The sequence below is a fragment of the Haematobacter sp. genome (assembly GCF_032102465.1).
Lineage (GTDB): Bacteria > Pseudomonadota > Alphaproteobacteria > Rhodobacterales > Rhodobacteraceae > Haematobacter.
Genome location: NZ_DAMDHB010000015.1, coordinates 1 through 24,617, shown reverse-complemented (window position 1 = coordinate 24,617; position 24,617 = coordinate 1). Strand labels below are relative to the sequence as shown.

Genomic DNA, 24,617 nt, shown 5'->3' with positions numbered 1-24,617 from the left:
TCCTATTCCGCTGCTGCAGCTTGCTGATCGAGGAGCGGGATCTGCACCTCGAATACGGCGCCGCCGCCGGACGCATTATGCGCCGTCAGACGACCGCCGAGATCGGTCACGATACCGGAGGAGATGGCGAGGCCGAGCCCTGTCCCGTCTCCCGGTTTCTTCGTGGTATAGAAAGGTTCAAAAAGATTGTCCAAGTCCTCGATCCCATGGCCGTTGTCGCGCACGGTCAGGGTCGCCGTCTCCCCGGCGGAGAGGAGGATGTCTATCTGCGGCTGGCTGGAGTCCTTCGTCGCGTCCAGCGCGTTCCGAAGCAGGTTGATGATAACCTGCTCCAGCCTGATCCGGTCCGCCATCACCATGACCGGCTGCCGCGGCAGGCCACGCGTGATCTTGACGGCACGGGTCTTGAGCTGCGGCTCCATCATGGAAAGCGCCGTGGAAACGGACGAACGAAAATCAATAGCCTCAAAGGCTTCTCCGCCTTTTCTCGCAAAACTCTTGAGCTGCCGGGTGATCGCGCCCATCCGTTCGATGAGGTCGTCGATCCGCTGGAAGGAGGACAGCGCCTCGTCCGGCCGCTTGCGTTGCAGAAGAAGCTTCGCGCCCGCGAGATAGGTCTTCATGGCGGCGAGCGGCTGGTTCAACTCATGGCTGACGGCGGCGGACATTTCTCCCAGAGCCGCCAGTTTCGAGGATTGGGCCAGCGTCTGTTCCGCCACCGCGAGATCCTTCTGCACCTTCTCCCGCTCCGCGATCTCCCTTTGGAGGCGGGCGTTCAGAATACGCAACTCTGCCGATTCCTTCTTGAGGCTGGCCGATTGCGACCACGCCCTGCGAGAAAACATATAGAAGATAAGCGCCAGCAGAATGGCAAAGCCCATGATCTCCAGCGCGAGGATGGTGTTCACCCCCTCCCGCACACTGTCGTAGCGGGTGTAGGAGACGAGCTTCCAGCCCCGGAACGGAATGCGCGTCTCATTGCGCATCACCGCCTCGCCCCGGAGATAGGCATCGGGGGGCGCCTGCGCCCAATCCGTCGTCGCCTGCAGCGCGCGCTGAATGGCGGAGGGCGCGGAGCGGACGGCCAGCGCCTCCTCCATTGTCAGCCCCCGCCAGCGCGGCTCGGTGGAGAGGATGATCTTGCCCTGGCTGTCGATCACCGAAACGGCGTCGGAGAAGCCGCCCCAGGACCGCTCATACTTGCTCAGATCGACACTCACCGAGACGACCCCGATGGGACGGCTGTCGGATAGAACGGCGCGCGAGAAATTGAACTGATAGCCCTGCGTCTCCGTCTCGGCGACGGTGAACACGGTTTCCTTGGCCTTCTGCGCCTCCGCAAAGGCGGGATCGTCGAAATGATTGGTGCCGAGCAGGTTCCGGTTCGTCGCCGCCACCACACGCCCGTCATTGTCCATCAGCGTCAGCGCGGCAGAGCCGATTTCCGTCTGGAAAGACATCAGCCGCTGCGTCGTCACCGAGAAATCGCCCGATTGCAGCGCGCCGATCAACGCCGGATCGCGCGCCAGCAGCAGCGGAACCACGGAATTCCGCTGCAACTCGCTGGCCACGTTGCCCGCATAGAGAACGAGCCGAAGCTCCGCCCGGTTGCGGGTGGTATCGGTCAGACGATCAGTCAGCAGGTGATTGGTGAGCCAGACAACGGCAACCGCGCCGACGACGAACAGCGCAATGACGGTCCGCATCACCCAAGGCATGCGACCCGCACGTTCTGCAAGGCTCATTTCATCTATTGCCGTCATTGCGGCACTCTAGCCACAGGCGCGGGCAGGCTCAACTCACGCCTGCGGCAGATAGGCGCTCCGCCGCCAATGACGTCAGGCCACCGCCATCAGGCCGGCGAGAGAACGGAACAGCGCCTGCCCATCCGTTCCGCCCTGGATCGCTTCCACGGCGCGCTCGGGATGCGGCATCATGCCAAGGACGCGGCGGTTCTCCGACAGAACGCCCGCGATGTCGCCGGTCGAGCCATTGGGGTTGTCGGCGTAGCGGAAGGCGATGCGGTCCTCCGCCTCCAGCCGGTCCAGCAGCGCGGCATCGGCGATGTAGTTTCCATCGTGATGTGCGATCGGGATGGACACCCGCGCGCCCTTTTCCCAGCCGGAGGTGAAAGCGCTGTCAGTCGTGGCGACGGTCAGATCAACGGGCTTGCACAGGAATTTCAGCCCCGCATTGCGCATCAGCGCACCCGGCAGCAGGCCGGTTTCCGTGAGCACTTGGAAGCCGTTGCAGATCCCCAGAACGTAGCCGCCCCGCTCCGCGAACTCCCGGACGGCGGAAACGATGGGCGAGCGCGCGGCAATCGCCCCGCAGCGCAGATAATCGCCGAAGGAAAAGCCGCCGGGCACCCCCACCACGTCAATCCCGGGCGGAAGTGCGGTTTCCTTGTGCCAGACCATCGCGGGTTCGATCCCGTCCACCTTGCGGAACGCTTCGGCAAGATCGCGATCACAGTTCGATCCGGGAAAAACGATGACGGCGGCCTTCATGGCGGGCTCCTCGAAGGATGTCGATGCGGGATGGCCGATGCTGTAGCGCCAAACGCCTCCTCAGGCAACGGGGGTCGAGAAAGCGCGCGACTTGTTCACTTAATGTTCACTTCTTGGTGATTTCTTCTGCTCACTAAACAGGAGTTTCTCATGAACATGGTTTCCGTTGCCCTTTTTCTGCCGATTGCATTGCTCATAAGCGGATGCGCCACCGTCACACGCGGGAAGAGCGATGTGCTCGAGATCATCACGCTGCCGCCCGGCGCCACCGTCCAGACTAGCAATGGTTACAGCTGTGCAAGCACGCCCTGCGCGATCAAGATGCCGCGCCGGTCGGAATTCGCCGTCTCGCTCACCAGAGAAAAATGCGAGCCGACAGAGGTGAATGTCACGCACAAGACATCGGGCAGCGGCGGGGCGGCCCTCGCGGGCAACATCCTTGCAGGCGGCATCATCGGGCTTGGCATCGACGCTGCCACAGGGGCATCGCAGGAACTCGTGCCAAACCCGATCAACGTGACAATGGCCTGCCGCGGGTGATCAGCTCAGTTCGACAGTATATTTCTCGATGACCGTATTCGCGAGAAGCTTTTCGCACATCTCGCGGGCGGCTTTCTCGGCGGCGGCGCGATCCGTCTCTGCCAGGTCGAGTTCGATCACCTTGCCCTGGCGGACACCTTCCACGCCCCCGAACCCGAGCGTCGCGAGCGCGTGGCGCACGGCTTCGCCCTGCGGGTCGAGCACACCGTCTTTCAACATGACGTGGACGCGGGCTTTCATGGGATCGCTCTCCTGGACAGTCGCCGGCCCCCCGGCATTCGCCGCTCTCCTAGGCGGTTCAGCGCGGAAAAGAAAGCCCGCTTACGCCGAAACCGCCTCAGTTGATGAGGGTCGGCTTCGTCGCATGGGTCACGTTGGACGGAAGGACGCCGAGACGCCGCGCGATCTCCGTATAGGCTTCGGAGAGGTTGGAAGCCTCGCGCCGGAACGGATCCTTGTCGAGCCGCTCGACGGGAGATTTCATGTCCCAAAGACGGCAGCTGTCGGGGCTGATCTCATCCGCCACCACGAGCCGCTGATAGTCGCCATCCCAGATGCGTCCGATCTCGATCTTGAAATCGGCCAGCCGGATGCCGACGCCCATCATCACGCCCGACATGAAGTCGTTCACCCGGAGCGCGAGCGCCACCATATCGTCCAGGTCCTGTTGCGCGGCCCAGCCGAAGGCGATGATATGCTCTTCGGATACCAGCGGGTCACCGAGCGCGTCGTCCTTGAAGTAGAACTCCACGATGGGCCGCGGCAATGCGGTTCCCTCCGGAATGCCCAGCCGCTGGGAGATCTCCCCCGCGGCGAAGTTCCGCACGACAACCTCCAGCGGGATCATCTCCACAGCACGGATCAGTTGCTCACGCATGTTGATCCGGCGAATGAAATGCGTGGGAACGCCAATCGCGTTGAGGCCATTCATGAAGAACTCGGAAAGGCGGTTGTTCAGCACACCCTTCCCTTCCACCACGGTGGATTTCTGCGCGTTCTGCGCTTTTGCATCGTCCTTGAAGTACTGGATCAGGGTACCCGGCTCAGGCCCTTCGTAGAGGATCTTTGCCTTGCCTTCGTAAATCTTGTTGCGCCGTGCCATGAATTCTCCGTCGGCCGGCGGCGGTCGCACCCGTCGCCCTTGGCTGCGTCATAGGATAATAAGGCCCTTCCCGCAAGCCGGTCGCGGACTTGCGACCGTGGCCGTGACGAACATATGTGTATTGTGGGCCCTATAACCAAGATGCGAGGAGGTTGCAGTCATGACCATGTTTGCCGACCGTGAGCGCGCGTTTGAAGCCAAGTTCGCGCATGACGCCGAACTCAAGTTCCGGGTGGAGGCGCGGCGGAACAAGCTGCTCGGCCTGTGGGCTGCGGATGTCCTCGGCAAGACCGGCCCGGAGGCCAGCGCCTTCGCTGCCGCAATTGTTCGTACCGATCTTCTGAGCGGCGGCCAGGCCGACGTGGTCGCGCATCTGGTGGAGCAACTCTCCGGCAGCGCGGCGGAGGCGGATATACGCGACAAGCTCAACGAATGCACCTCCCGGGCGCGCCGGGAGGTTCTTGACGATCTGCAATAGGGGGCGCCCCAACAGCGGGCGCCCCTTTTCTCAGCCCCCCGGATTGTTGGGGGCGAACTGGGCGAGCCACGTCTCCGTCAGGGGCTTTCCGTCAAGCGCCATGTAACCGCGCATCTCCACGATGTCGGTCCCGGCCACGGTCAGATCGAATATCGCGCGCCAGACGTTCCCCCCCGGCACCGGCTCCACCAGCGTGCGGGTGATCTCTCCCCGGCTGGTCGTGACCTCGATTGTCGGGAAGACGCCATAGGGGATCTGGGTCAGCACGGGCGGATTGTCGAATTCGATGGCGATCTTGTAAACGCCCTGCGGACGCGGCTTGCCGGGCTGGCCGCCGCGCCCATAGCGGGTGGAGATCACCTGCGCCACGTTTGTCGCCGGGAACGGCTCCTGATCCACCCAGTGAAGCCGGTATGACAGGTCGTAGCGGCTCCCCTTCACCGCCGCTTCCTCAGGCACCCAGAAGGCGCCGATGTTGTCATGGATCTCGTCATCCGTAGGGATTTCGAGAAGCTGTACACTTCCCCTGCCAAGCGGCTTCAAAGGTTCCACCCAGAGGCTCGGGCGGCGGTCGTAGAACACACCATCGCGGTAATGGTCGAAGTTCCGGTCCCGCTGGAGCAGGCCGAACCCCTTCGGACTATCATCGCCGAAGGCGGATATGCGCGTCTCCGTCGGGTTGCGAAGGGGGCGCCAGATACGCTCGCCCGCGCCGGTCCAGAGGGCAAGACCATCGGAATCATGTACCTCCGGCCGCCAATCCTCCATCCGTGCGCGCCCGTATTCCGCGTACCAGAACATGGAGGTGAGCGGCATGAGGCCCAGGCGCTTCACGTCCTCCCGCAGGAAAAGCGTGCATTCGATATCCATCAGCACGCCCTTGGAGCGGTCCTGTCCGCGGGTCATGGTGAAGCGGTAGGCACCGGTCACGCTCGGCCCGTCAAGCAGGGCATAGACCGTCACGGGTTGCTCGGGATCGGGCGATTCCGCGATATAGAAATCGGTGAAATCGGGAAATTCTTCCGGCGCATCCGGGACCGCCGGGTTGATGGCCACGCCCCGCGCCGACAAGCCGTATTGCCCGAGCGCACCGATCGCCCGGAAATAGGAGGCACCCAGGAAAGCCACCCAATCCTGCGTCCGCCAGTCGTCCGCCCCCCACCATTCCTGAAGCCGGAAGCCCGCGAAACCCGAATCCTCCGGCAGGCGGCGCGCCGGGCTGTCGTCCGGCATGGCGAAATAGGAGGGCGAATACATCACCTCCCGCGCCGTGCTGTCCTGAACGAGGTGCATCCGCACCGACTTCTGGAAATACTGGCCGAAGTGGAAGAAGACGACCGGATAGGCCCCGCCCGACCCTTCGCGCGCATAGGGCGAGAGGTCCGTGTTGAACTTGATCTTGCCCCAGGCCTCGTAGTCGATTTCCTGCGTGACCTCCGGCGCGGGCCGGTACGGCGAGCGATAGGCGGTCTTTGCCGCGGCCTCGGCCCGCTGAATCAGCGTTTCGAAGGTGAAGGGTTGCGCGGTCCCGAGGTGGAGGCTGTTTTCCTGCGCGCGTGCGCCGCGCGATGACATACCGAGCAGGGGCGGCATCAGCGCAGTGGCCGCGGCGGCGCCAAGGAGGCTGCGTCGGGTAAGGCGGATGGACATCGTCGGTGTTCCTGCTGGCTGGCAACATGCGACGGCGTCGTCAAAGGGCCGTCGGCGCGGAGGAACCTCGCGCGCAGCGGATCGAATACCATTTCCCCTGTGCCGCCATCAATGCCGAAGCGGCGGCTCCGTGCGGGTTCCCGCGTATCTGTGATGTGGAAAGCGCGGGTTTTCGCAGGTTCCGAAGCCTCCATCCCTGACAGTCAGAACAGCGAAAGCTGATCGCCCGGGCGCGGTGGAACGCGGAACAGGTCGGTGCGCAGCGCCCGCCCCTCCCGCGTGAGGCCGAGACGCGTCACGGCGACGCGGAACCGGGCGGACATCAGGTCGGCCCATGGTCCCTCCCCCCGCATCCGCTTGCCGAAGGCCGGATCGTAGTCGCGCCCGCCGTGCAGCTCCCGCACGCGTCCCATGATCCGGGCGGCACGGTCGGGAAAGCTCTGCTCCGCCCAGTCGCGGAACAGGTCGGCCACCTCCCGCGGCAGGCGGAGCGGGATCATGCTGGCCGTGGTCGCACCCGCGTCGCGCCCTGCCTCGAGGATCGCTTCCATCTCATGATCGGTGAGCGCCGGTATCATCGGAGAGGCCATGACGCGCACCGGGATGCCGGCCTCCGCCAGCCTGCGGATCGCAGCCAGCCGCCGGGCGGGCGCAGGCGCGCGCGGCTCCATCCTGCGCGCGATGTCGGGGTCCAGCGTGGTGACGGAGACCCCGACCGCGGCGAGGCCGGAAGCGGCCATGGGAGCGAGAATGTCGATATCCCGTTCGATCAGCGCGCCTTTCGTGACGATGGCCACCGGATGGTTGAATTCGCTGAGCACTTCTAGCACCCGCCGCATCACCTGCTCCTTCGCCTCCACCGGCTGATAGGGGTCGGTGTTGGTGCCGATGGCGATGACAGCGCAGGCATATCTCGGCGAAGACAGCTCCCGCGCCAGCACCTCATGTATGCCGGGGCGCACGATGAGCTTCGTCTCGAAGTCCAGCCCGGGCGAGAGGTTCAGATAGGCATGGGTGGGCCGGGCAAAGCAATAGATGCAGCCATGCTCACACCCGCGATAGGGATTTATGGAGCGGTCGAAGCCGACGTCGGGTGACTTGTTGCGGGTGATGGCGCTTCGCGGACGTTCGATCCGCAGTTCGGTGCGGAGTAGGCGCTCCTCCTCCGGGATGTCCCATCCGTCATGGAACACCTCCCTCCGCTCCGCTTCGAACCTGCCGCTGGCATTGCTGCCGGCCCCGCGCGCCCGGAGCCGCAGATGAGGAGGGAGAGGAGAATCGCCGATCTTCGCCATGCGGGCAGTATTAGAACATTTAGCGAACATAACAACTGGCTTCCGGCGGTCTTTCGCCGGTTGAGGCGGGAGCACCGGCCCCTTTCCGCCGACCTCTCCCACTTGTGGGTTTCCCCTGAGGGCTTCACTCCCTTAAGCAGGGGGAAGTCCCGAAAGGAGTTTCCATGGCGCGCATCCTCTTCGTCCTGACCTCACGGCGCGAAACCGGCGGAAACCGGACACCGGCAGGCTTCCACTGGGAGGAGTTCGTCACCCCCTACTGGGCTTTCCGCGATGCGGGGCACGAGGTGGTCGTGGGATCGGTTCTCGGCGGAGAGGCGACGGGTCTGCCCGGATCGGAGGTCGATGGCCCGCATGGGCGCATCTCCCGCTCCGTCCGTCGCTTTCAGGAGCGCGGGCAGGAGATGGAGCTGCTGCAAGGCACGCTGCCCATCGTTGCCGCCAAGGCCGAGGATTTCGACGCGCTGTTCTTTCCGGGCGGTGTCGGGCCGCTGTGGGATCTGCACGAAACCCCGGAGGTCGGCGCGCTTGTTTCGGCCGTTCTGGCCAAGGGCGGTATTGTCGCGACCGTCTCCACCGGAGCGGCGGCGCTTCTGACGGCGCTGGACGCAGAGGGAGAGCCGATAGTACGGCGGCGGCGGATCAGCACCGCCCCGGACGCGGAGCTTTCGACTGCAGGCCCCGCCCCCTATTCCATCGAAGCGGCATTGGTAGAGCGCGGCGCGCGGATCGGCCGCAACGAATACCTGTTCCGGCCCCATGCGCTTCGCGACGGCGGACTGGTCACCGGGCAGAATCCGGCCTCCGCGGCGCCGGTGGCCCGCCTTGTGCTGAGCGCGCTGGCGGACATGCAGGGCGCGCAGCCGACGCTGGAACTGGTTCCGCCCGCGCTCTTCCGGCGTCCGGGATAAGGATCAGGAGGCGCGGGCAGCCTCTGCATCCGCCACGTCGCGGATCCGGCGCACCATGGCGCGGAGACCATTCGAGCGCTGCGATGACAGGTGCTCGTCAAGGCCGAGCCGCTTCAGCTCACCCGGTGCATCCACCTTGCGCACCTCTGCCACGGTCAGCCCGGAATAGAGCGCGTGAAGAATGGCGATCAGCCCCCTTACGATCATCGCGTCGCTGTCGCCTTCAAAGGAAAACACCGCATCCGCGCCCGCGCCCTCCATCACGGGACGGATCCAGACCTGACTGGCGCAGCCATCCACCTTGGTCGCGGGCACGCGGAAGGCATCGTCGAGCGGCGGCATCGCCTTGCCCAGTTCGATTACATGGCGGTAGCGGTCCTCCCAGTCGTCGAGGAAGTCGAACGTGTCGGCGATGTCTTCAAAAGCTGGCGTGGCCACGGCAGGTCTCCTTTGGCACTGGACCTAAGCGTCCCGCCGCCCCTCGTCCAGCCCCAGCCGCCGAAGTAGCTTTGGAAGGGAGGCGGGCAATCGCCTCTCCGTCGCGCGGAGGCCAGCGCTCCACCCGGCGTCCGAAACCGCGCGGCAGCAAACGCGGCTCGCGAGCGCGCCCCTATGTCCGGCGGCGCAAAGGCCGAGCGGGAATTGGCTTTCCAACTGCTGCCCTTTCGGCTACCGAAGAAGCCAAGAACGAGGGACGTCCGATGAAGATACCGCTGCTCGCCGCCCTGACGCTGGTCATCGCGCTTGGTGGCTGCGCCTCGCGCTGGAATCCGATGAATTGGGCGGGGTCGAACTCGGCTCCGGACACGCTGGAGCCGGAGGAAGGCTATGCCGCCGCGACCGTGGACACCCGGCCGCTGGTCGCGCAGGTGACGGGACTGACAATCGATCAGGCCCCGGGCGGCGTGATCGTCCGCGCCACCGGGCTCCCGCCGACCCAGGGCTACTGGAACGTCGCGCTGCTTCCGCAGGGCCCGGCCGAAAACGGCACGATGACCTACCGGTTCGTCGCCGTCCCGCCCGGTACGCCCGTTCCCGCAGGCTCAACCACTGCGCGTGAGGTGACGGCAGCGCGGTTCATCAACGCTTATCAGCTTGAGGGTATCCGCAATATCGTCGTCGTCGGAGAAACCAACCAGCGGAGCGTGACCGCCCGCTGACCGGTGCGCAGGAGGAGGGCGCCTTCGCGCCGCCGCCCCTTGCAGGCCGCTGAAAAAGCATTCCGCGGTTGCCTTGGGGCGAAGATTTTTCCCACATTGTTGAGGAGCGCCCCGGAAACCGCAGTTTTTGACGCGTGACCGGACAGATGTTCTGGCTTTCATCGCAAGCCCGGCGAGGTGGCCGGCTTTTTTCGACAGCCTACGAGGTCAGTCCCAGCGCGCCAGAATGTCCGGCACCGCCAGCGGCTCCGTCTGGCTCGTCTCACGCACCACGCCCGGCGTGCGAGACAGGCGGGGCGCCGGTGCGGGCTGCACGACACCGTCCCACGCCCCGAAGGCCCCACGCGCGACGTTGTGCGGATGGCTGGCCGCCTCGTCGATCGACAGGACGGGGGCGAAGCAGACATCCGTCCCCTCCATCTCCGCACACCACGCGTCACGGCTGCGCGTCGCAAAGACGGCGGCGAAGGTTTCCCTGAGGCTCGGCCAGTTCGCGGGATCGGAGCGGTCCGGCAGGTCAGCGGCATTCAGGCCGAGCCGCGCCAGCAGTTCGGCATAGAACTTCGGCTCCAGCGACCCGACCGAAACGAAACGGCCATCCGCACAGCGATAGCAGCCATATTCGGGCGCGCCCCCGTCCAGAAGATTCGCGCCACGCCGGTCCTGCCAGCGGCTGCCTGCGCGCATGCCGTAGATCATCGACATGAGATGCACCGTGCCATCGGTGATCGCGGCGTCCACCACCTGCCCCCTGCCGGAGCGGGCAGCCTCCAGCAGCGCAGCAGCCATGCCGAAGGCGAGATAGAGCGCACCGCCCCCGAAATCCCCTATCAGGTTCAGAGGAACCGCAGGCATCTCCTGCGGCCCGATCGCGTGCAGCGCACCCGAGAGCGAGATGTAGTTGATGTCATGCCCCGCCGCGGGGGCGAGCGGCCCCGTCTGCCCCCAGCCCGTCATCCGCCCATAGACGAGACGCGGGTTCTCAGGGAAATCATCCGGGCCGAGGCCCAGCCGTTCCATGACACCGGGCCGCATCCCTTCGATCAACGCGTCGGCGCGGGAGACGAGGGCGCGGGCCGTCGCTCTGTCCTCCGCATTCTTCAGATCCAACCGGATGAATCCCCTGCCCCGGTTCAGGATGTCGTAGTCCAGACCAAGCAGGCTTTCGCTGCCGGGTCTCTCGATACGGATGACCTCCGCCCCCATGTCCGCCATGAGCATGGCGGTGAAGGGGGTCGGTCCCAGCCCCGCGAACTCGACAACCCTGATCCCCGCGAGCGGGCCATTCACTTCCGTCATCCTCTCCCCCCTTTTTTGATCCCGGCGTATCCCGCGTCAGCCGGAGGCGCGTTCCTCAAGCGCCAGCCATTCCTCTTCCGCCAGTGACAGCGCCTCCTGCCGCTCCGTCAGCGCGGAACTGGCCTTTGCGAATTTGGCAGGCTCCCGCGTGAATAGCTCGGGATCGGAGAGAAAATCGGTAAGCTTCGCGATCTCCGCCTCCAGCCGCGCGATGATGGCGGGCAGCGCCTCCAGCCGGTGCTTTTCGGTAAAGCTGAGACCGGTGCGATCCGGCGCGCTTTCCTGCCGGGGCGCGGCGTCCTCTTTCTTCGGCTCCGCCCTGCGGGATTGGCCCCTCGGCTCATCGGCAGACGCAGGTGCCGCGCCCGCCTTCTGGGCGCGGTAGTCGCTCCAGCCGCCCGCATAGACGGTGGCGCGCCCGTCCCCCTCCATCGCGACGGTCGTGGTCGCGACACGATCTATGAAGTCGCGGTCGTGGCTGACCAACAGCACCGTGCCCTCATATTCGCCAAGCAGATCCTGCAACAGGTCCAGCGTTTCCACGTCGAGGTCGTTGGTCGGCTCGTCGAGCACCAGCACGTTCGACTCGCGCGCCATGATCCGCGCGAGCAGAAGCCGCGCGCGCTCCCCGCCGGACAGCGCGCTGACCGGCGCGCGCGCCTGCCGCTCGTCGAACAGGAAGTCCTTCAGATAGGCCACCACGTGTTTCGGCCGCCCCCGCACCATCACCTGATCCGACTGGCCGGAGACGCGCATCTCCGGGTCGCCCGTAAGGCTTTCCCACAGCGTCTGCGCCGGGTTCAGCTGCGCGCGGGCCTGATCGAAGATGGCGATCTCAAGGTTGGTGCCGAGCCGCACCGCGCCGGTATCGGACGGGATCTGCCCCGTCAGCATACCGATGAGGGTGGTCTTGCCCGCGCCGTTCGGTCCGACGAAGGCCACCCGGTCGCCCCTGAGGATGCGGAGCGAGAAGTCGCGCAGGATCGTCCGCTCGCCAAAGGTCTTGGAGATATGGCTGGCCTCCACGACGAGACGCCCGGATTGGTTTCCAGCCTCCAGCGCGAGGTCCGCCGTGCCCTGACGGCGGATCATGGAGGACCGCTCCTCCCGCAGCGCGGCAAGCGCGCGGACACGGCCCTGGTTGCGCTTGCGGCGGGCGGAGATGCCTTCCACCGCCCATTTCGCCTCCGACTTGATCTTACGATCGAGCTTGTGGCGGGCGGCGTCTTCCTCCGTCCAGATGCGGTCGCGCCAGTCCTCGAAACCGTCGAAGCCCTGATCCAGCCTGCGCACCTCCCCCCGGTCGATCCACAGCATTCCGCGGGCGAGGCGGCGCAGGAAGGCCCGGTCGTGGGAGATCAGCACAAAGGCCGAGCGCGTGGTGGAGAGCGTCTCCTCCAGCCAGCCGATCGCGGAAATGTCGAGGTGGTTGGTCGGCTCATCGAGCAGCATCAGTTCCGGCTCTCCCGCCAGAAGCTTTGCCAGCGCCGCGCGCCGCTTCTCCCCGCCCGATGCCGTGGCAACCGGCGCTTCGGCGCGGAAGCCCAGCCCTTCGGCGGCCATCGCGACACGGTATTCCTCACCCGGGGGCAGGCCATCCGCCGCGAAGTCGCCCAGCGTGGCAAAGCCCGACAGGTCAGGCTCCTGCTCCATGTAGCCGACATGCGTTCCGGGAGAGAGCACCTTTTCGCCCGCATCGGCCTCCACCAGCCCCGCCATGACCTTCATGAGCGTCGATTTGCCGGAGCCGTTGCGACCGACGAGCGCCAGCCGGTCGCCGGGCTGCACCACAAGGTCGAGACCTGCGAAAACGGGGTTTCCACCCCAGGTGAGAGAGATGCCAGAAAGCTGGAGAAGGGGAGCGCGTGCCATGGCGCTGGCCTAGTGCCGCGCCGGGCGGAGGTCAACAGGCGCTTGCGGTCCATCAGCCTGCCTGCCGCTCCGCCCCCCCGAATGACATGACGGTCACGTCAAGCGGGTGACGGCGGCACGCCGTTGCGGGCGGTCTGTCCCGCTCTGAGCGGGCAGACCCACACGATGTCGGTGGTCACCTCGGTGCCTACGGTCCGTCCCGCTTTGGAGCGGGCAGACCGGTCGCTCGGCGGTCCGCGGCCGTTGCGTCCGCAGGCGCACCGCTTGGCGTGCCAGACTGAAACCCTGCCCGGGGCAGGGTTCCTTGGCAGGCTGCTCAAAGGTTCAGGCGTCTCATGTCCAGGTTCTGGAAATCGGCAAATCGGCCCATGAATGATCCGAAATGTCCAGATCTCCGGCTGGATTTCGCCGGATTGCGAAGGATTTCACTCAAACGCAGACCTGAAAGCTTTTTCCAACCGACTGTCAGGCTTCGCGGATGATCTTGGCGAAACCGTCGAAGATATTCGCGTTCGCGGCCAGAACGGTGCCCTTTTCGATCGGGTCGTCGTCCTTGCGGACGGCCTCCGCAAAGCCACCAGCCTCGCGCACCAGCAGCAGACCTGCCGCCATGTCCCAGGGGTTCAGCCCGCGTTCCCAATAGCCATCGTAGCGCCCCGCCGCGACATAGGCGAGGTCGAGCGCCGCCGCCCCCCAGCGCCGCACACCGGCGCAGACCGGCATAAGCCGCCCGAGATCCTTCAGCGTCGCCGGCAGCGTGCTGCGCCCGCCGAAAGGAACACCGGTCGCAAAGATGCACTCGATCATCGTGCGACGGTCGGAGACGCGGAGACGCTGCTCGTTCATCCAGGCGCCCGCGCCCTTCTCCGCCCAGTAAAGCTCGTCCTTGGCCGCGTCGAACACCACGGCGGAGACGATCTCCCCCTTGTGCTCCAGAGCGATGGAAACGGCCCAGTGCGGCAGCCCGTGCAGGAAGTTGGTCGTTCCGTCGAGCGGATCGACGATCCACCGCCGGGTCGGATCCGCGCCCGCGATGGCGCCCGTCTCCTCGCCCAGCCAGCCGTAGGTCGGCCGTCCGGCAAGAAGGTCTTCCTTGATGATCTGCTCGGCGGCGATATCGGCCTTGGAGACGAAATCCCCGGCCCCCTTGGAGGAGACCTGAAGGTTTTCCACCTCCCGGAAGTCCTTCACAAGACTCCGGCCCGCGCGCCGCGCGGCCTTGATCATCAGGTTGAGATTGGCGCTGCCCCGCATGCTAGGCTCCTTTCGATCAGCTCGCGCATATAGCGGCTGCGGAAGGATAAGGAAAGCGCCTCATTCTGCGGATGCCAGCGGGACCGGCCCTGAGGGTCTTCCGCCTGCCGTGCGAAACCGGGTCCGGCTGTTTCCCCCGGCAAGCCGGATGCCGTGCTCCCCGGGATTGGCCCGGGATAGGAGCGTGCTCTGTCACCGCCCCGCGATGATCTGCGCGATTCGCGCGCTGTCCTGTCCGGGCGTGAGCCAGCGCCCCCGCTCCAGTATCTCCAGCGTGTATTCCCGGTAGGTCAGTCCGCAGGCCTCGGCGAGCTTCATCCGCCGCCGCACCACCTCGACCGGGGCTTTCCACGCGGCCTTCACCTCCGCCTGCCAGCGCAGCACCATTCCCAGGCCCTGCAAGGGAGGGCCGCCATTGTGGCCGATGCCGAAAGGCGGCCGTTCCTCCCGGGCGGGCGGCGCGAAAGCGGCCTGCCAGGCCGCGCTCCGCCGGACTTCCGGCACAAGCGCGAGGGAGGGAACTGTGTCTGCCATGCGGCACTGTTGCCGCCATGTCGCCCCGCCCGCAAGCCCGATCCGCGCGCGGCCCTTTCCTTTGAGCGGCGGCGGCGCTACCTTCCGGCCATGACGACGATCCTCGACAAGATCCGGGCCTACAAGCTCGAAGAAGTGGCCGCCCGCAAGGCCGCGCGGCCGCTTTCCGATGTGGAGGCCGACGCGCGCGCCGCCTCCGCGCCCCGCAACTTCGCCGAGCGGCTGATCGAGGCATCGAACGGCGGCTACGGCCTGATCGCGGAGATCAAGAAGGCCAGCCCCTCAAAGGGTCTCATCCGCGCCGATTTCGATCCGCCCGCTCTCGCCCGCGCCTATGCCGAGGGCGGGGCGACCTGCCTGTCGGTGCTGACGGACGGACCGTCCTTCCAGGGGGACGACAGCTACCTCATCGCGGCGCGTGAAGCGGTTGATCTTCCGGCGCTCCGCAAGGATTTCCTGTTCGACCCCTATCAGGTGGCGGAGGCGCGCGCCCTTGGCGCCGATGCGATCCTCATCATCATGGCTGCGGTGGACGACAGCCTTGCCGCGGAGCTGGAGGGCGCTGCGAAGGACTGGGGTATGGATGTGCTCATCGAAGTGCATGACGAGGGGGAGTTGGACCGCGCCCAGCACCTCACCTCGCCGCTCATCGGGATCAACAACCGCGACCTGCATACGTTCGAGACCAGTCTCGACGTGACCCGCCGTCTCTCGCGGCTTGTCCCGCCGGAGCGCACGATCGTTGCAGAAAGCGGCATGTCCACGCCCGCCGATCTCGCCGATCTGGCGCAATACGGCGCGCGCTGTTTCCTCATCGGGGAAAGCCTCATGCGGCAGGAGGATGTCGCCTCCGCCACGCGCACTCTGCTGGCCAACCCCATGGTCGGAGCGATGGGGTGAGCGAGCCTTCCCGCGCCGGTTCCGCTGTCGCCGGTTCGCTCGGGAATGGCCCGCGGGCTGCTGCTGACGGCGGAGCAAGCCAGTCCCCCGTGGAGCCGCCCGCCCCCATGACCGGGGCCACGGCTGGCGAAGGCATCGGCCAGCGCCTCACGCATTTCGATGCGGAAGGCCGCGCCCATATGGTCGACGTGACCGAAAAGGACGTGACCACCCGCACCGCGACGGCTGCGGGTAGCGTCAGGATGACGGAAGCCACGCTGTCCCGCATCCTCACCGGTGCGGCGGAAAAGGGCGATGTCATCGGTGTGGCCCGTCTGGCGGGCATCATGGCCGCCAAGCGTACCGCCGAGCTGATCCCCCTTTGCCACCCGTTGCCGCTTTCCCGCGTTGCCGTGGACCTCGTGCCCGATCACGCGCTTCCGGGCCTCAGGATCGAGGCGACAGTGCGGACCACTGGCCGGACAGGTGTGGAGATGGAGGCCCTGACCGCCGTCACGGTCGCTGCGCTCACCGTTTACGACATGCTCAAGGCGGTCGAGCGGGGTATGGTCATCTCCGACATTCGCCTGCTGATGAAGGATGGTGGCCGCTCCGGTCTCTACACCGCCGGAGACGCCCCGTGATCCCGCATGAGGAGGCGCAGGCCCGGGTTCTGGCCCTCGTCTCTCCGCTGGCGGTGGAGACGGTGCCCCTCCGGGAGGCCGCCGGCCGGGTGCTTGCGGAGCCCGTGCTGGCAGAGCGCGATCAACCGCCCTTCGATGCCTCAGTGATGGATGGCTATGCAATCACCGCCGCCGATCACCATGCCGGGGCAAAGCTCCGTGTGATCGGTGAAGCCGGCGCCGGACATGCCCATGCAGGTCGATTGTCGCCAGGAGAGGCGCTCCGCATATTTACCGGCGCGCCGGTGCCCCAGGGCACGGCTGCTGTCGTCCCGCAGGAAGACACGAGCCGGAATGGCACGCTGGTCACGCTTGCCCATGTTGATCCCGCGAGCAGTTACATCCGCCCGCGCGGGGGTGACTTCGCGGTCGGCACGACGCTGGCCGCACCACGCCGCCTTTCTCCCGCCGATCTGGCGCTGATCGCCGCCATGAATCGTCCCGATGTCCGCGTCCATCGCCGCCCGGTCGTTGCCATCGTCGCCACTGGCGATGAGCTGGTCATGCCCGGCGAGACGCCGCGCCCAGACCAGATCGTCTCCGCCAACTCCTTCGCCCTCGCCGCGATGATCGAGGCGGAGGGCGGCATCGCCCGCATCCTTCCCCTCGCCCGCGATGAATTCGATGCCCTGAGAACGGTGCTGGACCTGACGGCGGGCGCCGACCTGATCGTCACGATCGGGGGGGCCTCCGTCGGAGATCATGACCTGATGTCGCAACGCGGTGAAGACCTCGGGCTTGATTTGGAGTTCCACCGCATTGCCCTCCGCCCCGGCAAACCGCTGATGGCCGGACGGAGGGGGAGCGTGCCGCTTCTGGGGCTGCCGGGCAATCCGGCCTCCGCCATGGTCTGCGCCGCGCTGTTTCTGCTCCCCATGCTGCGGGCGATGCAGGGCCACCCGGACCCCCTTCCACGCCCTCGCACCGCCCGCCTCGCCCGCGATATCGCCGGGAACGGTAACCGCGCGCATTTCATGCGGGCACGGCTCGAAGAGACCGGAGCGCTTCCCTTGCTGCATCCGGCGGAAAGTCAGGACAGCTCGCTCATTGCGGTGCTTTCGGGTTCGAATGCACTCCTCTTCCGCCCCATAGGCGACCCGGCGAGAAAAGCCGGGGAAACAGTGACTTGGTTTCCTTTTTAAGTTTGACACAAAGCACGAACACCGTTAGAACTTAAGCGGAACATACTGGCGGGAGAGTTTCCGTGCTGACGCGCAAGCAATTGGAACTTCTGGATTTTATCAATAAAAGAATGCAGCGCGACGGCATTCCCCCCTCTTTTGATGAGATGAAGGAGGCGCTGGATCTCCGCTCCAAATCCGGGATTCATCGCCTTATCACTGCGCTCGAGGAACGCGGATTCATTCGCCGACTCGCCCATCGCGCACGGGCCATCGAGATCCTCAAGTTGCCGGAGGCGATGGAGAAAGCAAGCTTCGCGCCCCGCGTCATTGACGGAGATCGCCCCTCCCAGCCAAAGGGTGCACGTCCTGTCACCCCGATCCACGCAACGGAGCTGCCGGTGATGGGACGAATCGCAGCGGGTACTCCGATCGAGGCCATCAGTGAAATATCGCATCATGTCGCGGTGCCCGGGCAGATGCTTTCCGGTCGCGGAAATCACTACGCCCTGGAGGTGCGTGGCGATTCCATGATCGAAGCCGGGATCAATGACGGTGATATCGTGGTGATTCGCGAACAGCTCACGGCAGACAATGGTGACATCATCGTCGCCTTGGTCGAGGGTCAGGAAGCAACGCTCAAACGCTTCCGGCGGCGTGGCTCGATGATCGCGCTAGAAGCGGCAAATCCGACTTATGAAACCCGCCTTCTCCGTGACGATCAGGTGAAGGTGCAGGGTCGGCTTGTCGGGCTTATTCGAAGCTACTGACAGTTGAGGTAATCGGCGGCTTTCTATGGCTTTCCGATTGAAGTTTTTAAGGCTCCCTTCGTCTTTCCCTGACGTGAAAACGTTCAGCGCTTGCTTCGATGGAGCATCAGCGAACATCGGTGCGAGAGCGAACCTTGGGTCGACCGGGGTTGGGATTTCCGGGCTTTTGTCGAGGCAGCTGGCCAGTTCTGCTGCGGAGTTTGGGAGGTCTGATCGGGGTCTCGCAACCGATCGCACCGTGAGGGCGTCCTCATGGTAGCCTTGAGTCAAGCCGCTATCTTCTCGCGCTCGTCAGCACGCGCCATGAACCAGCCTGTGTTCAGCTACTCTCCCAGCCAGGGAAGGTTAGCCGAAAACTCCAGTTTCAAACGGTCCAGTTCTCAGGGGGCAGAGTACTCCCTTCATGTCCGGTGCTCTCCTTGAGTCGGCCTCTAGCATCGGATGGACAAGCTATCGGGGGTCATAGCAAATGAAATGCTCCCATAGCGGTCATTTTGGAAAGGATGAACGATGAAAAAGATGCTTTTGGTCATGGCAGTGCTTGCCGGATGTGGACAGGCTTCGTCCAATCATCGGGAGAACAACACGCCCGAGCAGCGCGCTCAGGAGCTCGCAGGCATGTCCCTGACCAATCTGTGCAAGCTCTATGGCAACCCGCGCACACAACCGGAGACGAAGGAAAGTGTGCTGACAGAGGTACAACGTCGCGGATTCAATGGGTGTCCATTGACCCGTTGAATGAAAGAGGCCGCTTGAAAGCGGCCTCCTTGCTCAATCCTCGACCATGTCGCCATCGTTCTCCGCAATGGCGAAATCGAGACCATGGGCAGCACGGATACGATCCTCGATGGTGGAGGCAACCTCGGGATGGTCTTTCAGGAACTGCTTGGCGTTCTCTCTACCCTGACCGATGCGTTCATCGCCGTAGGAGAACCACGAGCCGGATTTGTCCACTACCCCAGCCTTGACGCCGAGATCGAGGAGTTCGCCGGTCTTGGAAATACCTTCGCCGTACATGATATCGAATTCGACTTGCTTGAAGGGCGGCGCGACCTTGTTCTTGACCACCTTCACCCGCGTGGTGTTGCCCACCACCTCATCCCGATCCTTGATGGAACCGGTCCGACGGATGTCGAGGCGCACGGAGGCATAGAATTTCAACGCCTGCCCGCCGGAAGTGGTTTCGGGAGAACCGAACATCACGCCGATCTTCATGCGGATCTGGTTGATGAAGATCACCATGCAGTTCGACCGGCCGATCGAAGCGGTGAGCTTCCGCATCGCCTGACTCATCAGACGCGCTTGAGCGCCGACCTGGCTGTCGCCCATGTCACCCTCGATCTCCGCCTTGGGAGTGAGGGCGGCCACCGAGTCGATCACCACCAGGTTGACGGCGCCCGAACGGACCAGGGTATCCACGATCTCCAGCGCCTGCTCACCCGTATCCGGCTGGGAGATCAGCAGTTCATCCAGATTGACGCCCAGCTTTCGCGCATAGGAGGGGTCGAGCGCGTGTTCCGCATCCACAAAGGCGCAGACGCCGCCTTTCTTCTGCTCCTCCGCCACCACGTGAAGGGTGAGCGTGGTCTTGCCGGAGCTTTCAGGGCCGTAGATCTCCACGATACGCCCCTTCGGCAGACCGCCGATACCAAGGGCGATGTCGAGGCCCAACGACCCCGTCGAAGTCGACTCGATCTCCGTCACGGGGCTGTCCACCCCGAGCTTCATGATAGAGCCCTTGCCGAATTGCCGCTCGATCTGGGCGAGCGCCGAGTCGAGGGCCTTTTGCTTGTCGCTCACGCGCTTGTCCGTCATGTCGAGGAGGTTCGCCATTGCCATGTGATGCGCCCTTCTTGTCACAGCCTGCCGCGACCGGCAACCTTCGCCGGAAGTTCTTTCATTGTTCTCATCATCTATGCGATCAAAACGAGAACAAATCAATAGAATTCTCTGAGGATCGACGATCTCACGGCGAGGTTAACAGAAGGTTTATGACCGACGCGCCTCAACGAAAGCCTTGGCGATGAGGGCAAGCAGAGCGATCAACGTCAGAACGGTGGCGGCAGCAAAGGCGCCGACGGCGTTGTAGTCGTTGTAGAGCAGTTCGATCTGCAGGGGCAGTGTGTTCGTCTGACCGCGGATATTGCCCGAAACAACGGAAACCGCGCCGAACTCTCCCACCGCCCGCGCCGTGCAGAGCACCGCACCGTAAAGCAGCGCCCAGCGGATGTTCGGCAGTGTCACCCGCCGGAACACCTGCCAGCCGGACGCGCCGAGGGTGACGGCCGCCTGCTCCTGCTCGCTTCCCTGCGCCTGCATGAGCGGCAGCACCTCCCGCGCGACGAAGGGAGCGGTGACGAACAGGGTAACCATGATGATGCCCGGCAGGGCGAAGAGGATCTGGATGTCATGCGCAGCAAGCCAAGGCCCCAGCAGCCCCTGCCGCCCGTAGAGAAGCAGGTAGCAGATACCGGCGATGATCGGCGAAATGGAGAACGGGATCTCCACCAGCGCCATGACGAACTTCCGCCCCGGGAAGCGGAAACGCGCCACCAGCCACGCAGCAGCAAGCCCGAATCCCACATTCAGCGGCACCACGATGAGCGCGGTGAGCGTCGTGAGCCAGATGGCATGCAGCGTGTTGGGATGCAGGATATTCGCCTGCCAGACCGCCCATCCCTGCCCGAAGGCGCGCCAGAAGATATAGACGAGCGGCACGACGACGAGCGCCAGCGTCATCGCCACGGCCAGCCCGATCAGCAGCCGGGGAACCAGCAGGCTCCGGCGGGGCGCAAGCGCACCAGTGGCGGCGGCGGTGGCGGTGGCGGTCATGCGGCCTCCTTGTGGCGCATCGCCCAGGATTGCAGCAGGTTGGACAGCACGAGCAGAACGAAGGCAAAGAGCAGCAGCGTCAGCGCAATGGCGGCAGCGCCGGAATAGTCGTATTCCTCCAGCCGGATGACGGCGAGCAGCGAGGCGATCTCCGTCTCGAACGGCAGGTTGCCCGCGATGAACACCACGGCGCCGAACTCCCCGAGCGAGCGAGCGAAGGAGAGCGTCACCCCGGCCAGAAAGGCGGGCAGGATCGCCGGAAAGATCACCCTGCGGAAGATCGTGAACGGCCGCGCGCCCAGCGTCGTCGCGGCCTCCTCCAGCGCGTGATCCAGATCCTCCAGCACAGGCTGCACCGTGCGGACCACGAAGGGAATGGAGGTGAAGGCCATCGCGATGGCCACGCCCCAGATCGTATAGACAACCGGAAAGCCAGCGGCCTCCAGCCACATGCCGAACCAGCCGTTCCCGGCGAAAAGCGCCGTCAGCGTGATGCCCGCCACCGCCGTAGGCAGCGCGAAGGGCACATCCATCAGCGCGTCCAGCAGCCGCTTGCCGGGAAAGTCGTAGCGCGTCAGCACCCATGCCATCAGCAGGCCATAGACGGCGTTGACGACCGTCGCCATCGCCGCCGCCGTCAGCGTGAGCCGAAACGCGGCAAGCGTGCGCGGGCCGGTGACGATCTGCCAGTAGCGCGCGAAGCCGATATCCGCCCCCTTCAGCACCAGCGCCGCGACAGGCACCAACACGATCACCGTGAGGTAGATCATCGTCACGCCGATGGAGAGGCCGAAACCGGGAAGCACCCGTTTCGGCCGCACCGGCGCGGTGGAGGGGGCGGAGAGGCTCATTGGTTGACGAACACGCTGTCGAGAATGCCGCCTTCGGCGAAATGCTCGGCCTGTGCCTTTTCCCAGCCGCCGAAGACATCGTCCACCGTCACCAGCTTCACCTCCGGGAAGTTCTCGGCGAACTCTTCCGCTGCGGCTTCGTCATGCACGCGGTAGAAATGCTCGGCGAGGATCTTCTGCCCCTCCGGCGCGTAGAGGAAATCCAGATAGTCCGCCGCCAGCTTCTCCGTGCCGTTCTTTTTGGCGACCTCGTCCACCACGCTCACCGGAAAATCCGCCATGACGGAGAGCGAGGGGGTCACACGCTCGAACCCCTTGTCGCCATATTCCCGCGCGATGCCGCCGGTCTCCGCCTCGAAGGTGATGAGAACGTCGCCGATCTCGCGTTCGGCAAAGGTCGTCGTCGCGGCGCGGCCGCCCGTGTCGAACACCGGGACGTTGGAGAAGAGCTTCTTCACGAACGCCTGCGCCTTCGCCTGATCGCCGCCGTTCTGATCCAGCGCAAAGGCATAGGCGCCGAGATAGGTATACCGCGCGTTGCCGGAGGTCTTGGGGTTCGGGAAAACCACCTTCACATCGTCGCGGACAAGGTCGGACCAGTCCCTGATGTTCTTCGGGTTCCCCTGCCGCACGAGGAAGGCCGGCAGCGAGTAATAGGGCGAGGCATTGTTCGGCAGCCGGTCACGCCAGTCCTTCGCGATCAGACCGCCTTCGGCCAGCACGTCGATATCGGTGACCTGATTGAAGGTGACCACGTCCGCGGGCAACCCCTCAAGGATCGCGCGCGCCTGACGGGAGGATCCGCCATGCGACTGGTCGATCGTCACGTCGCGACCGGTTTCGGCTTTCCACTTCTCGGCGAAGGCCGGATTGATGGCCGCGAAAAGCTCGCGTGCGATGTCGTAGGACACGTTGAGCAGCTTGTCCTGCGCCAGAACGGGCGCGGCGAAGCCCAGCCCTGCGGCAAGGACGGCTCCGAAAAGGGCGTGTTTCACGAACGGTTCTCCTTGAGTATGGCGGTGGGAGCGACGAGCGGCGCGGCTTGGGGGGCGCGCTTTCCGTCGGCGAAGACGCGGCCCGCTTCGGGGCGCAGCCTGATCGGGGTGCCGGTGCGGATATCCGCGACCCCGCTCGACCGGCGCGGAACCTCGATATCGAAGGACAGCCCGCCCGGGCCGGTCACGCACAGCCGGAGCGTCGCGCCGGTGCTGACGATGGTCGAGACCGTGAACGGGGATGTCCGATCCACCGCCGGGCTGATCTCACCGGGGCGCAGGAACAGCCGCGCAGCCCCGTCGGGATAGGCCACGCGTGGCAGGTGGGACGCATCCACGCCCGCAGCCTCCACCCGCCCTGCCCTGAGCGTGACCGGCAGTTCGACCGTCGCGCCAAGGAAACGGGCCACGAAGGGTGTCGCGGGATGGTCGTAGATCTCGTCGGGCGTGCCGATCTGCTCGATCCGCCCCTCGCCCATCACCACGACCCGGTCGGCCAGTTCAAAGGCCTCCTCCTGATCGTGGGTGACAAAGACCGTGGTCGTGCCGCGCGCCTCGTGCACCTCGCGCAGCCAGCGGCGCAGATCGCGGCGCACGGCGGCATCCAGCGCGCCGAAGGGCTCGTCGAGCAGCAGGACTTCCGGCCCGATGGCCATCGCGCGTCCGAGCGCCACCCGCTGCCGCTGCCCGCCGGAAAGAGCGGCCGGATAACGGTCGGCAAGATGCGCAATCTGCAGGAAGTTCAGCAACTCCGTCACCGTCGCCGCGATCTCCGCCTTCGCGGGACGGCTGGAGCGGGGGCGCACTGTCAGGCCGAAGGCGATGTTGTCGCGCACCGTCATATGCGGGAAAAGCGCGTAATGCTGGAACACGAACCCGGTGTTTCGGGTCCGCGCGTCCAGCGCCAGCCAATCCGTCCCGTCATGGGAAATCGCGCCCGCATCCGGCCAGTCCAGCCCGGCGATGATCCTGAGCAGCGTCGTCTTGCCGGAACCGGACGGCCCCAGCAGCGCGACAAGCTCCCCCGAGCCGATTTCCAGCCCGATTCCCCGCAGCACTTCCGTCGTCCCGAAGCGTTTGGTGAGCCTTTCGATGATCAGAGCCATTACCATTTTCCTCGGGTTCCGGGTCAACGGAAGCTAGAGGCGGCGAACACCCTGAACAAGGAAACGGGATGGGCGATTTTGGCACCGTTGAAAGCATAACATGCTATATGATCTACGTTTTATAGAATACTTATCCCTTCAACCAACTCACCATTGCTGGCCCGTAGAAAGAAAATCCTGCCCGTGGCCGTCCGTCGGAACATCCGCCGCCTCGCAGGCGCAACTGCGGAACGGTCGCCCGGATTCGGCGGCGGCTGAGAAATACTCGCCATCACAGGAATTCACGCAACCACAGGTGTAGCATCATCGCCGCGCGCGCAAAAAACGATCTGCTTTCCCTTGGGTTACCGTTGACCGCTCGCATGCGTTATCTAGCCTCATCACAAGGGCGTGCCGCAGGCCGCGCCCAAAAGGGGGGAAAATGAAACGACTGCTGCTCACGACGGCCTTTTTCGGGTTGTCCGCCACTCTCGCACAGGCTGCTGCTATCGAGCGCACCTTCACGTCATCCTCGATCCTGTTCGAAGAGGGTCGCTATGTGGAGTTGAGCCTCGGCACGGTGAATCTCGACTCGAGCGGGCGGTTGAACGGCCTGCCGGTGTCAACCGGCGGTGGCGTGATGGGGAACTTCAACACCTACATCCTCGGGCTGAAATATCCCGTCACGCCGGATCTGGACGTGGCGCTCGTGCTGGATCAGCCGGTGGGCGCCGATGTAAGGGTCGTGTCTCGGAAGTGGTGGAAATTGGACGGCGGCGTAATCTCCGGGTGAACT

Annotated in this window: 26 protein-coding genes; 10 read left to right on the top strand and 16 right to left on the bottom strand. The window is 65.0% G+C overall.

Features of this window, described 5'->3' with window-relative positions; translation table 11 throughout:
- Window positions 1-2: 2 nt before the first annotated feature.
- Together RT513_RS11145 and purQ are read right to left on the bottom strand one after the other, a co-directional pair.
- Window positions 3-1,745 carry an ATP-binding protein gene (locus RT513_RS11145; protein WP_290690209.1) on the bottom strand — a complete coding sequence of 581 codons (1,743 nt, stop codon included), beginning with the start codon at window positions 1,743-1,745 and terminating at the stop codon, window positions 3-5.
- 93 nt (window positions 1,746-1,838) lie between these two features.
- The gene (purQ, locus tag RT513_RS11140; protein WP_088215003.1) at window positions 1,839-2,510 is read right to left on the bottom strand and encodes a phosphoribosylformylglycinamidine synthase subunit PurQ; all 672 of its coding nucleotides are present in this window, start codon (window positions 2,508-2,510) and stop codon (window positions 1,839-1,841) included.
- Window positions 2,511-2,660: 150 nt separating this feature from the next.
- Here purQ and RT513_RS11135 point away from each other — a divergent pair, with 150 nt between their 5' ends.
- A complete protein-coding gene (locus RT513_RS11135; protein ID WP_290690210.1) occupies window positions 2,661-3,050 on the top strand; it encodes a translation initiation factor 2 in 390 nt (129 codons plus the stop codon).
- On the opposite strand, the gene purS is transcribed toward RT513_RS11135, so the two are convergent.
- Window positions 3,051-3,290 carry a phosphoribosylformylglycinamidine synthase subunit PurS gene (gene purS, locus RT513_RS11130; protein ID WP_290690212.1) on the bottom strand — a complete coding sequence of 80 codons (240 nt, stop codon included), beginning with the start codon at window positions 3,288-3,290 and terminating at the stop codon, window positions 3,051-3,053.
- Between the two features lie 97 nt (window positions 3,291-3,387).
- The gene (gene purC, locus RT513_RS11125; protein WP_035705606.1) at window positions 3,388-4,152 is read right to left on the bottom strand and encodes a phosphoribosylaminoimidazolesuccinocarboxamide synthase; all 765 of its coding nucleotides are present in this window, start codon (window positions 4,150-4,152) and stop codon (window positions 3,388-3,390) included.
- 160 nt (window positions 4,153-4,312) lie between these two features.
- Here purC and RT513_RS11120 point away from each other — a divergent pair, with 160 nt between their 5' ends.
- On the top strand, window positions 4,313-4,630 hold the full coding sequence (locus tag RT513_RS11120; protein WP_290690215.1) for a DUF1476 domain-containing protein: 318 nt from the start codon (window positions 4,313-4,315) through the stop codon (window positions 4,628-4,630).
- A gap of 30 nt (window positions 4,631-4,660) precedes the next feature.
- Here the strand turns inward: RT513_RS11120 and RT513_RS11115 are convergent, their stop codons facing one another.
- Both RT513_RS11115 and RT513_RS11110 read right to left on the bottom strand, forming a co-directional pair.
- Window positions 4,661-6,280, bottom strand: coding sequence for a glucan biosynthesis protein (locus tag RT513_RS11115; protein ID WP_290690218.1), 1,620 nt, complete (start codon window positions 6,278-6,280; stop codon window positions 4,661-4,663).
- 203 nt (window positions 6,281-6,483) lie between these two features.
- Window positions 6,484-7,575: a PA0069 family radical SAM protein gene (locus tag RT513_RS11110; RefSeq protein WP_290690220.1), complete on the bottom strand. Its 1,092-nt coding sequence runs from the start codon at window positions 7,573-7,575 to the stop codon at window positions 6,484-6,486.
- 164 nt (window positions 7,576-7,739) lie between these two features.
- On the opposite strand from RT513_RS11110, the gene RT513_RS11105 reads away from it, so the two are divergent.
- Complete coding sequence (locus tag RT513_RS11105) at window positions 7,740-8,486, top strand: type 1 glutamine amidotransferase domain-containing protein (RefSeq protein ID WP_290690222.1); 747 nt, start codon at window positions 7,740-7,742, stop codon at window positions 8,484-8,486.
- A 3-nt stretch (window positions 8,487-8,489) separates the two neighbouring features.
- On the opposite strand, the gene RT513_RS11100 is transcribed toward RT513_RS11105, so the two are convergent.
- Window positions 8,490-8,924: a SufE family protein gene (locus tag RT513_RS11100; RefSeq protein WP_088214996.1), complete on the bottom strand. Its 435-nt coding sequence runs from the start codon at window positions 8,922-8,924 to the stop codon at window positions 8,490-8,492.
- Between the two features lie 263 nt (window positions 8,925-9,187).
- Here RT513_RS11100 and RT513_RS11095 point away from each other — a divergent pair, with 263 nt between their 5' ends.
- Window positions 9,188-9,646, top strand: coding sequence for a hypothetical protein (locus RT513_RS11095; RefSeq protein WP_290690224.1), 459 nt, complete (start codon window positions 9,188-9,190; stop codon window positions 9,644-9,646).
- Between the two features lie 207 nt (window positions 9,647-9,853).
- Here the strand turns inward: RT513_RS11095 and RT513_RS11090 are convergent, their stop codons facing one another.
- The 4 genes from RT513_RS11090 to RT513_RS11075 all read right to left on the bottom strand — a co-directional run bounded on the left by RT513_RS11090 (window position 9,854) and on the right by RT513_RS11075 (window position 14,605).
- Window positions 9,854-10,945, bottom strand: coding sequence for a CaiB/BaiF CoA-transferase family protein (locus RT513_RS11090; RefSeq protein WP_313534039.1), 1,092 nt, complete (start codon window positions 10,943-10,945; stop codon window positions 9,854-9,856).
- A 36-nt stretch (window positions 10,946-10,981) separates the two neighbouring features.
- On the bottom strand, window positions 10,982-12,817 hold the full coding sequence (locus RT513_RS11085) for an ABC-F family ATP-binding cassette domain-containing protein (protein ID WP_290690227.1): 1,836 nt from the start codon (window positions 12,815-12,817) through the stop codon (window positions 10,982-10,984).
- 465 nt (window positions 12,818-13,282) lie between these two features.
- Window positions 13,283-14,071, bottom strand: coding sequence for an inositol monophosphatase family protein (locus RT513_RS11080; protein WP_035743068.1), 789 nt, complete (start codon window positions 14,069-14,071; stop codon window positions 13,283-13,285).
- A 192-nt stretch (window positions 14,072-14,263) separates the two neighbouring features.
- Window positions 14,264-14,605, bottom strand: coding sequence for a hypothetical protein (locus RT513_RS11075; protein WP_290690230.1), 342 nt, complete (start codon window positions 14,603-14,605; stop codon window positions 14,264-14,266).
- Window positions 14,606-14,695: 90 nt separating this feature from the next.
- On the opposite strand from RT513_RS11075, the gene trpC reads away from it, so the two are divergent.
- The 5 genes from trpC to RT513_RS11050 all read left to right on the top strand — a co-directional run bounded on the left by trpC (window position 14,696) and on the right by RT513_RS11050 (window position 18,796).
- The gene (trpC, locus tag RT513_RS11070; RefSeq protein WP_290690258.1) at window positions 14,696-15,505 is read left to right on the top strand and encodes an indole-3-glycerol phosphate synthase TrpC; all 810 of its coding nucleotides are present in this window, start codon (window positions 14,696-14,698) and stop codon (window positions 15,503-15,505) included.
- Window positions 15,506-15,612: 107 nt separating this feature from the next.
- The gene (moaC, locus tag RT513_RS11065; protein WP_290690261.1) at window positions 15,613-16,128 is read left to right on the top strand and encodes a cyclic pyranopterin monophosphate synthase MoaC; all 516 of its coding nucleotides are present in this window, start codon (window positions 15,613-15,615) and stop codon (window positions 16,126-16,128) included.
- Window positions 16,125-17,309 carry a gephyrin-like molybdotransferase Glp gene (glp, locus tag RT513_RS11060; protein ID WP_290690233.1) on the top strand — a complete coding sequence of 395 codons (1,185 nt, stop codon included), beginning with the start codon at window positions 16,125-16,127 and terminating at the stop codon, window positions 17,307-17,309. Before moaC ends, glp begins: the two co-directional genes overlap by 4 nt.
- A 62-nt stretch (window positions 17,310-17,371) precedes the next feature.
- A complete protein-coding gene (gene lexA / locus RT513_RS11055; RefSeq protein ID WP_035743074.1) occupies window positions 17,372-18,058 on the top strand; it encodes a transcriptional repressor LexA in 687 nt (228 codons plus the stop codon).
- A gap of 510 nt (window positions 18,059-18,568) precedes the next feature.
- A complete protein-coding gene (locus RT513_RS11050; RefSeq protein ID WP_290690237.1) occupies window positions 18,569-18,796 on the top strand; it encodes a hypothetical protein in 228 nt (75 codons plus the stop codon).
- 33 nt (window positions 18,797-18,829) lie between these two features.
- On the opposite strand, the gene recA is transcribed toward RT513_RS11050, so the two are convergent.
- The 5 genes from recA to RT513_RS11025 form a co-directional block, all read right to left on the bottom strand.
- Window positions 18,830-19,897 (bottom strand): recombinase RecA, encoded by a 1,068-nt coding sequence (gene recA, locus RT513_RS11045; protein WP_290690238.1) that lies wholly within the window; start codon window positions 19,895-19,897, stop codon window positions 18,830-18,832.
- Window positions 19,898-20,047: 150 nt separating this feature from the next.
- Window positions 20,048-20,890, bottom strand: coding sequence for a sulfate ABC transporter permease subunit CysW (gene cysW, locus RT513_RS11040; protein ID WP_290690241.1), 843 nt, complete (start codon window positions 20,888-20,890; stop codon window positions 20,048-20,050).
- Complete coding sequence (cysT, locus tag RT513_RS11035; protein WP_290690244.1) at window positions 20,887-21,741, bottom strand: sulfate ABC transporter permease subunit CysT; 855 nt, start codon at window positions 21,739-21,741, stop codon at window positions 20,887-20,889. The genes cysW and cysT overlap by 4 nt, the downstream gene beginning before the upstream one ends.
- A complete protein-coding gene (locus RT513_RS11030) occupies window positions 21,738-22,736 on the bottom strand; it encodes a sulfate ABC transporter substrate-binding protein (protein WP_290690247.1) in 999 nt (332 codons plus the stop codon). Before RT513_RS11030 ends, cysT begins: the two co-directional genes overlap by 4 nt.
- Window positions 22,733-23,842 (bottom strand): sulfate/molybdate ABC transporter ATP-binding protein, encoded by a 1,110-nt coding sequence (locus RT513_RS11025; protein ID WP_088214987.1) that lies wholly within the window; start codon window positions 23,840-23,842, stop codon window positions 22,733-22,735. Before RT513_RS11025 ends, RT513_RS11030 begins: the two co-directional genes overlap by 4 nt.
- Before the next feature lie 421 nt (window positions 23,843-24,263).
- Between RT513_RS11025 and RT513_RS11020 the strand changes: the two genes are divergently transcribed.
- A complete protein-coding gene (locus RT513_RS11020) occupies window positions 24,264-24,614 on the top strand; it encodes a hypothetical protein (protein WP_313534033.1) in 351 nt (116 codons plus the stop codon).
- Window positions 24,615-24,617 lie beyond the last annotated feature (3 nt).

Coding starts and splice junctions, on each gene's coding strand:
- RT513_RS11145 (WP_290690209.1), bottom strand. CDS start 1,745: ATGAGCCTTGCAGAACGTGCGGGTCGCATGCCTTGGGTGATGCGGACC.
- purQ (WP_088215003.1), bottom strand. CDS start 2,510: ATGAAGGCCGCCGTCATCGTTTTTCCCGGATCGAACTGTGATCGCGAT.
- RT513_RS11135 (WP_290690210.1), top strand. CDS start 2,661: ATGAACATGGTTTCCGTTGCCCTTTTTCTGCCGATTGCATTGCTCATA.
- purS (WP_290690212.1), bottom strand. CDS start 3,290: ATGAAAGCCCGCGTCCACGTCATGTTGAAAGACGGTGTGCTCGACCCG.
- purC (WP_035705606.1), bottom strand. CDS start 4,152: ATGGCACGGCGCAACAAGATTTACGAAGGCAAGGCAAAGATCCTCTAC.
- RT513_RS11120 (WP_290690215.1), top strand. CDS start 4,313: ATGACCATGTTTGCCGACCGTGAGCGCGCGTTTGAAGCCAAGTTCGCG.
- RT513_RS11115 (WP_290690218.1), bottom strand. CDS start 6,280: ATGTCCATCCGCCTTACCCGACGCAGCCTCCTTGGCGCCGCCGCGGCC.
- RT513_RS11110 (WP_290690220.1), bottom strand. CDS start 7,575: ATGGCGAAGATCGGCGATTCTCCTCTCCCTCCTCATCTGCGGCTCCGG.
- RT513_RS11105 (WP_290690222.1), top strand. CDS start 7,740: ATGGCGCGCATCCTCTTCGTCCTGACCTCACGGCGCGAAACCGGCGGA.
- RT513_RS11095 (WP_290690224.1), top strand. CDS start 9,188: ATGAAGATACCGCTGCTCGCCGCCCTGACGCTGGTCATCGCGCTTGGT.
- RT513_RS11090 (WP_313534039.1), bottom strand. CDS start 10,945: ATGACGGAAGTGAATGGCCCGCTCGCGGGGATCAGGGTTGTCGAGTTC.
- RT513_RS11085 (WP_290690227.1), bottom strand. CDS start 12,817: ATGGCACGCGCTCCCCTTCTCCAGCTTTCTGGCATCTCTCTCACCTGG.
- RT513_RS11080 (WP_035743068.1), bottom strand. CDS start 14,071: ATGCGGGGCAGCGCCAATCTCAACCTGATGATCAAGGCCGCGCGGCGC.
- RT513_RS11075 (WP_290690230.1), bottom strand. CDS start 14,605: ATGGCAGACACAGTTCCCTCCCTCGCGCTTGTGCCGGAAGTCCGGCGG.
- trpC (WP_290690258.1), top strand. CDS start 14,696: ATGACGACGATCCTCGACAAGATCCGGGCCTACAAGCTCGAAGAAGTG.
- moaC (WP_290690261.1), top strand. CDS start 15,613: ATGACCGGGGCCACGGCTGGCGAAGGCATCGGCCAGCGCCTCACGCAT.
- RT513_RS11050 (WP_290690237.1), top strand. CDS start 18,569: ATGAAAAAGATGCTTTTGGTCATGGCAGTGCTTGCCGGATGTGGACAG.
- recA (WP_290690238.1), bottom strand. CDS start 19,897: ATGGCAATGGCGAACCTCCTCGACATGACGGACAAGCGCGTGAGCGAC.
- cysW (WP_290690241.1), bottom strand. CDS start 20,890: ATGACCGCCACCGCCACCGCCGCCGCCACTGGTGCGCTTGCGCCCCGC.
- cysT (WP_290690244.1), bottom strand. CDS start 21,741: ATGAGCCTCTCCGCCCCCTCCACCGCGCCGGTGCGGCCGAAACGGGTG.
- RT513_RS11025 (WP_088214987.1), bottom strand. CDS start 23,842: ATGGCTCTGATCATCGAAAGGCTCACCAAACGCTTCGGGACGACGGAA.
- RT513_RS11020 (WP_313534033.1), top strand. CDS start 24,264: ATGAAACGACTGCTGCTCACGACGGCCTTTTTCGGGTTGTCCGCCACT.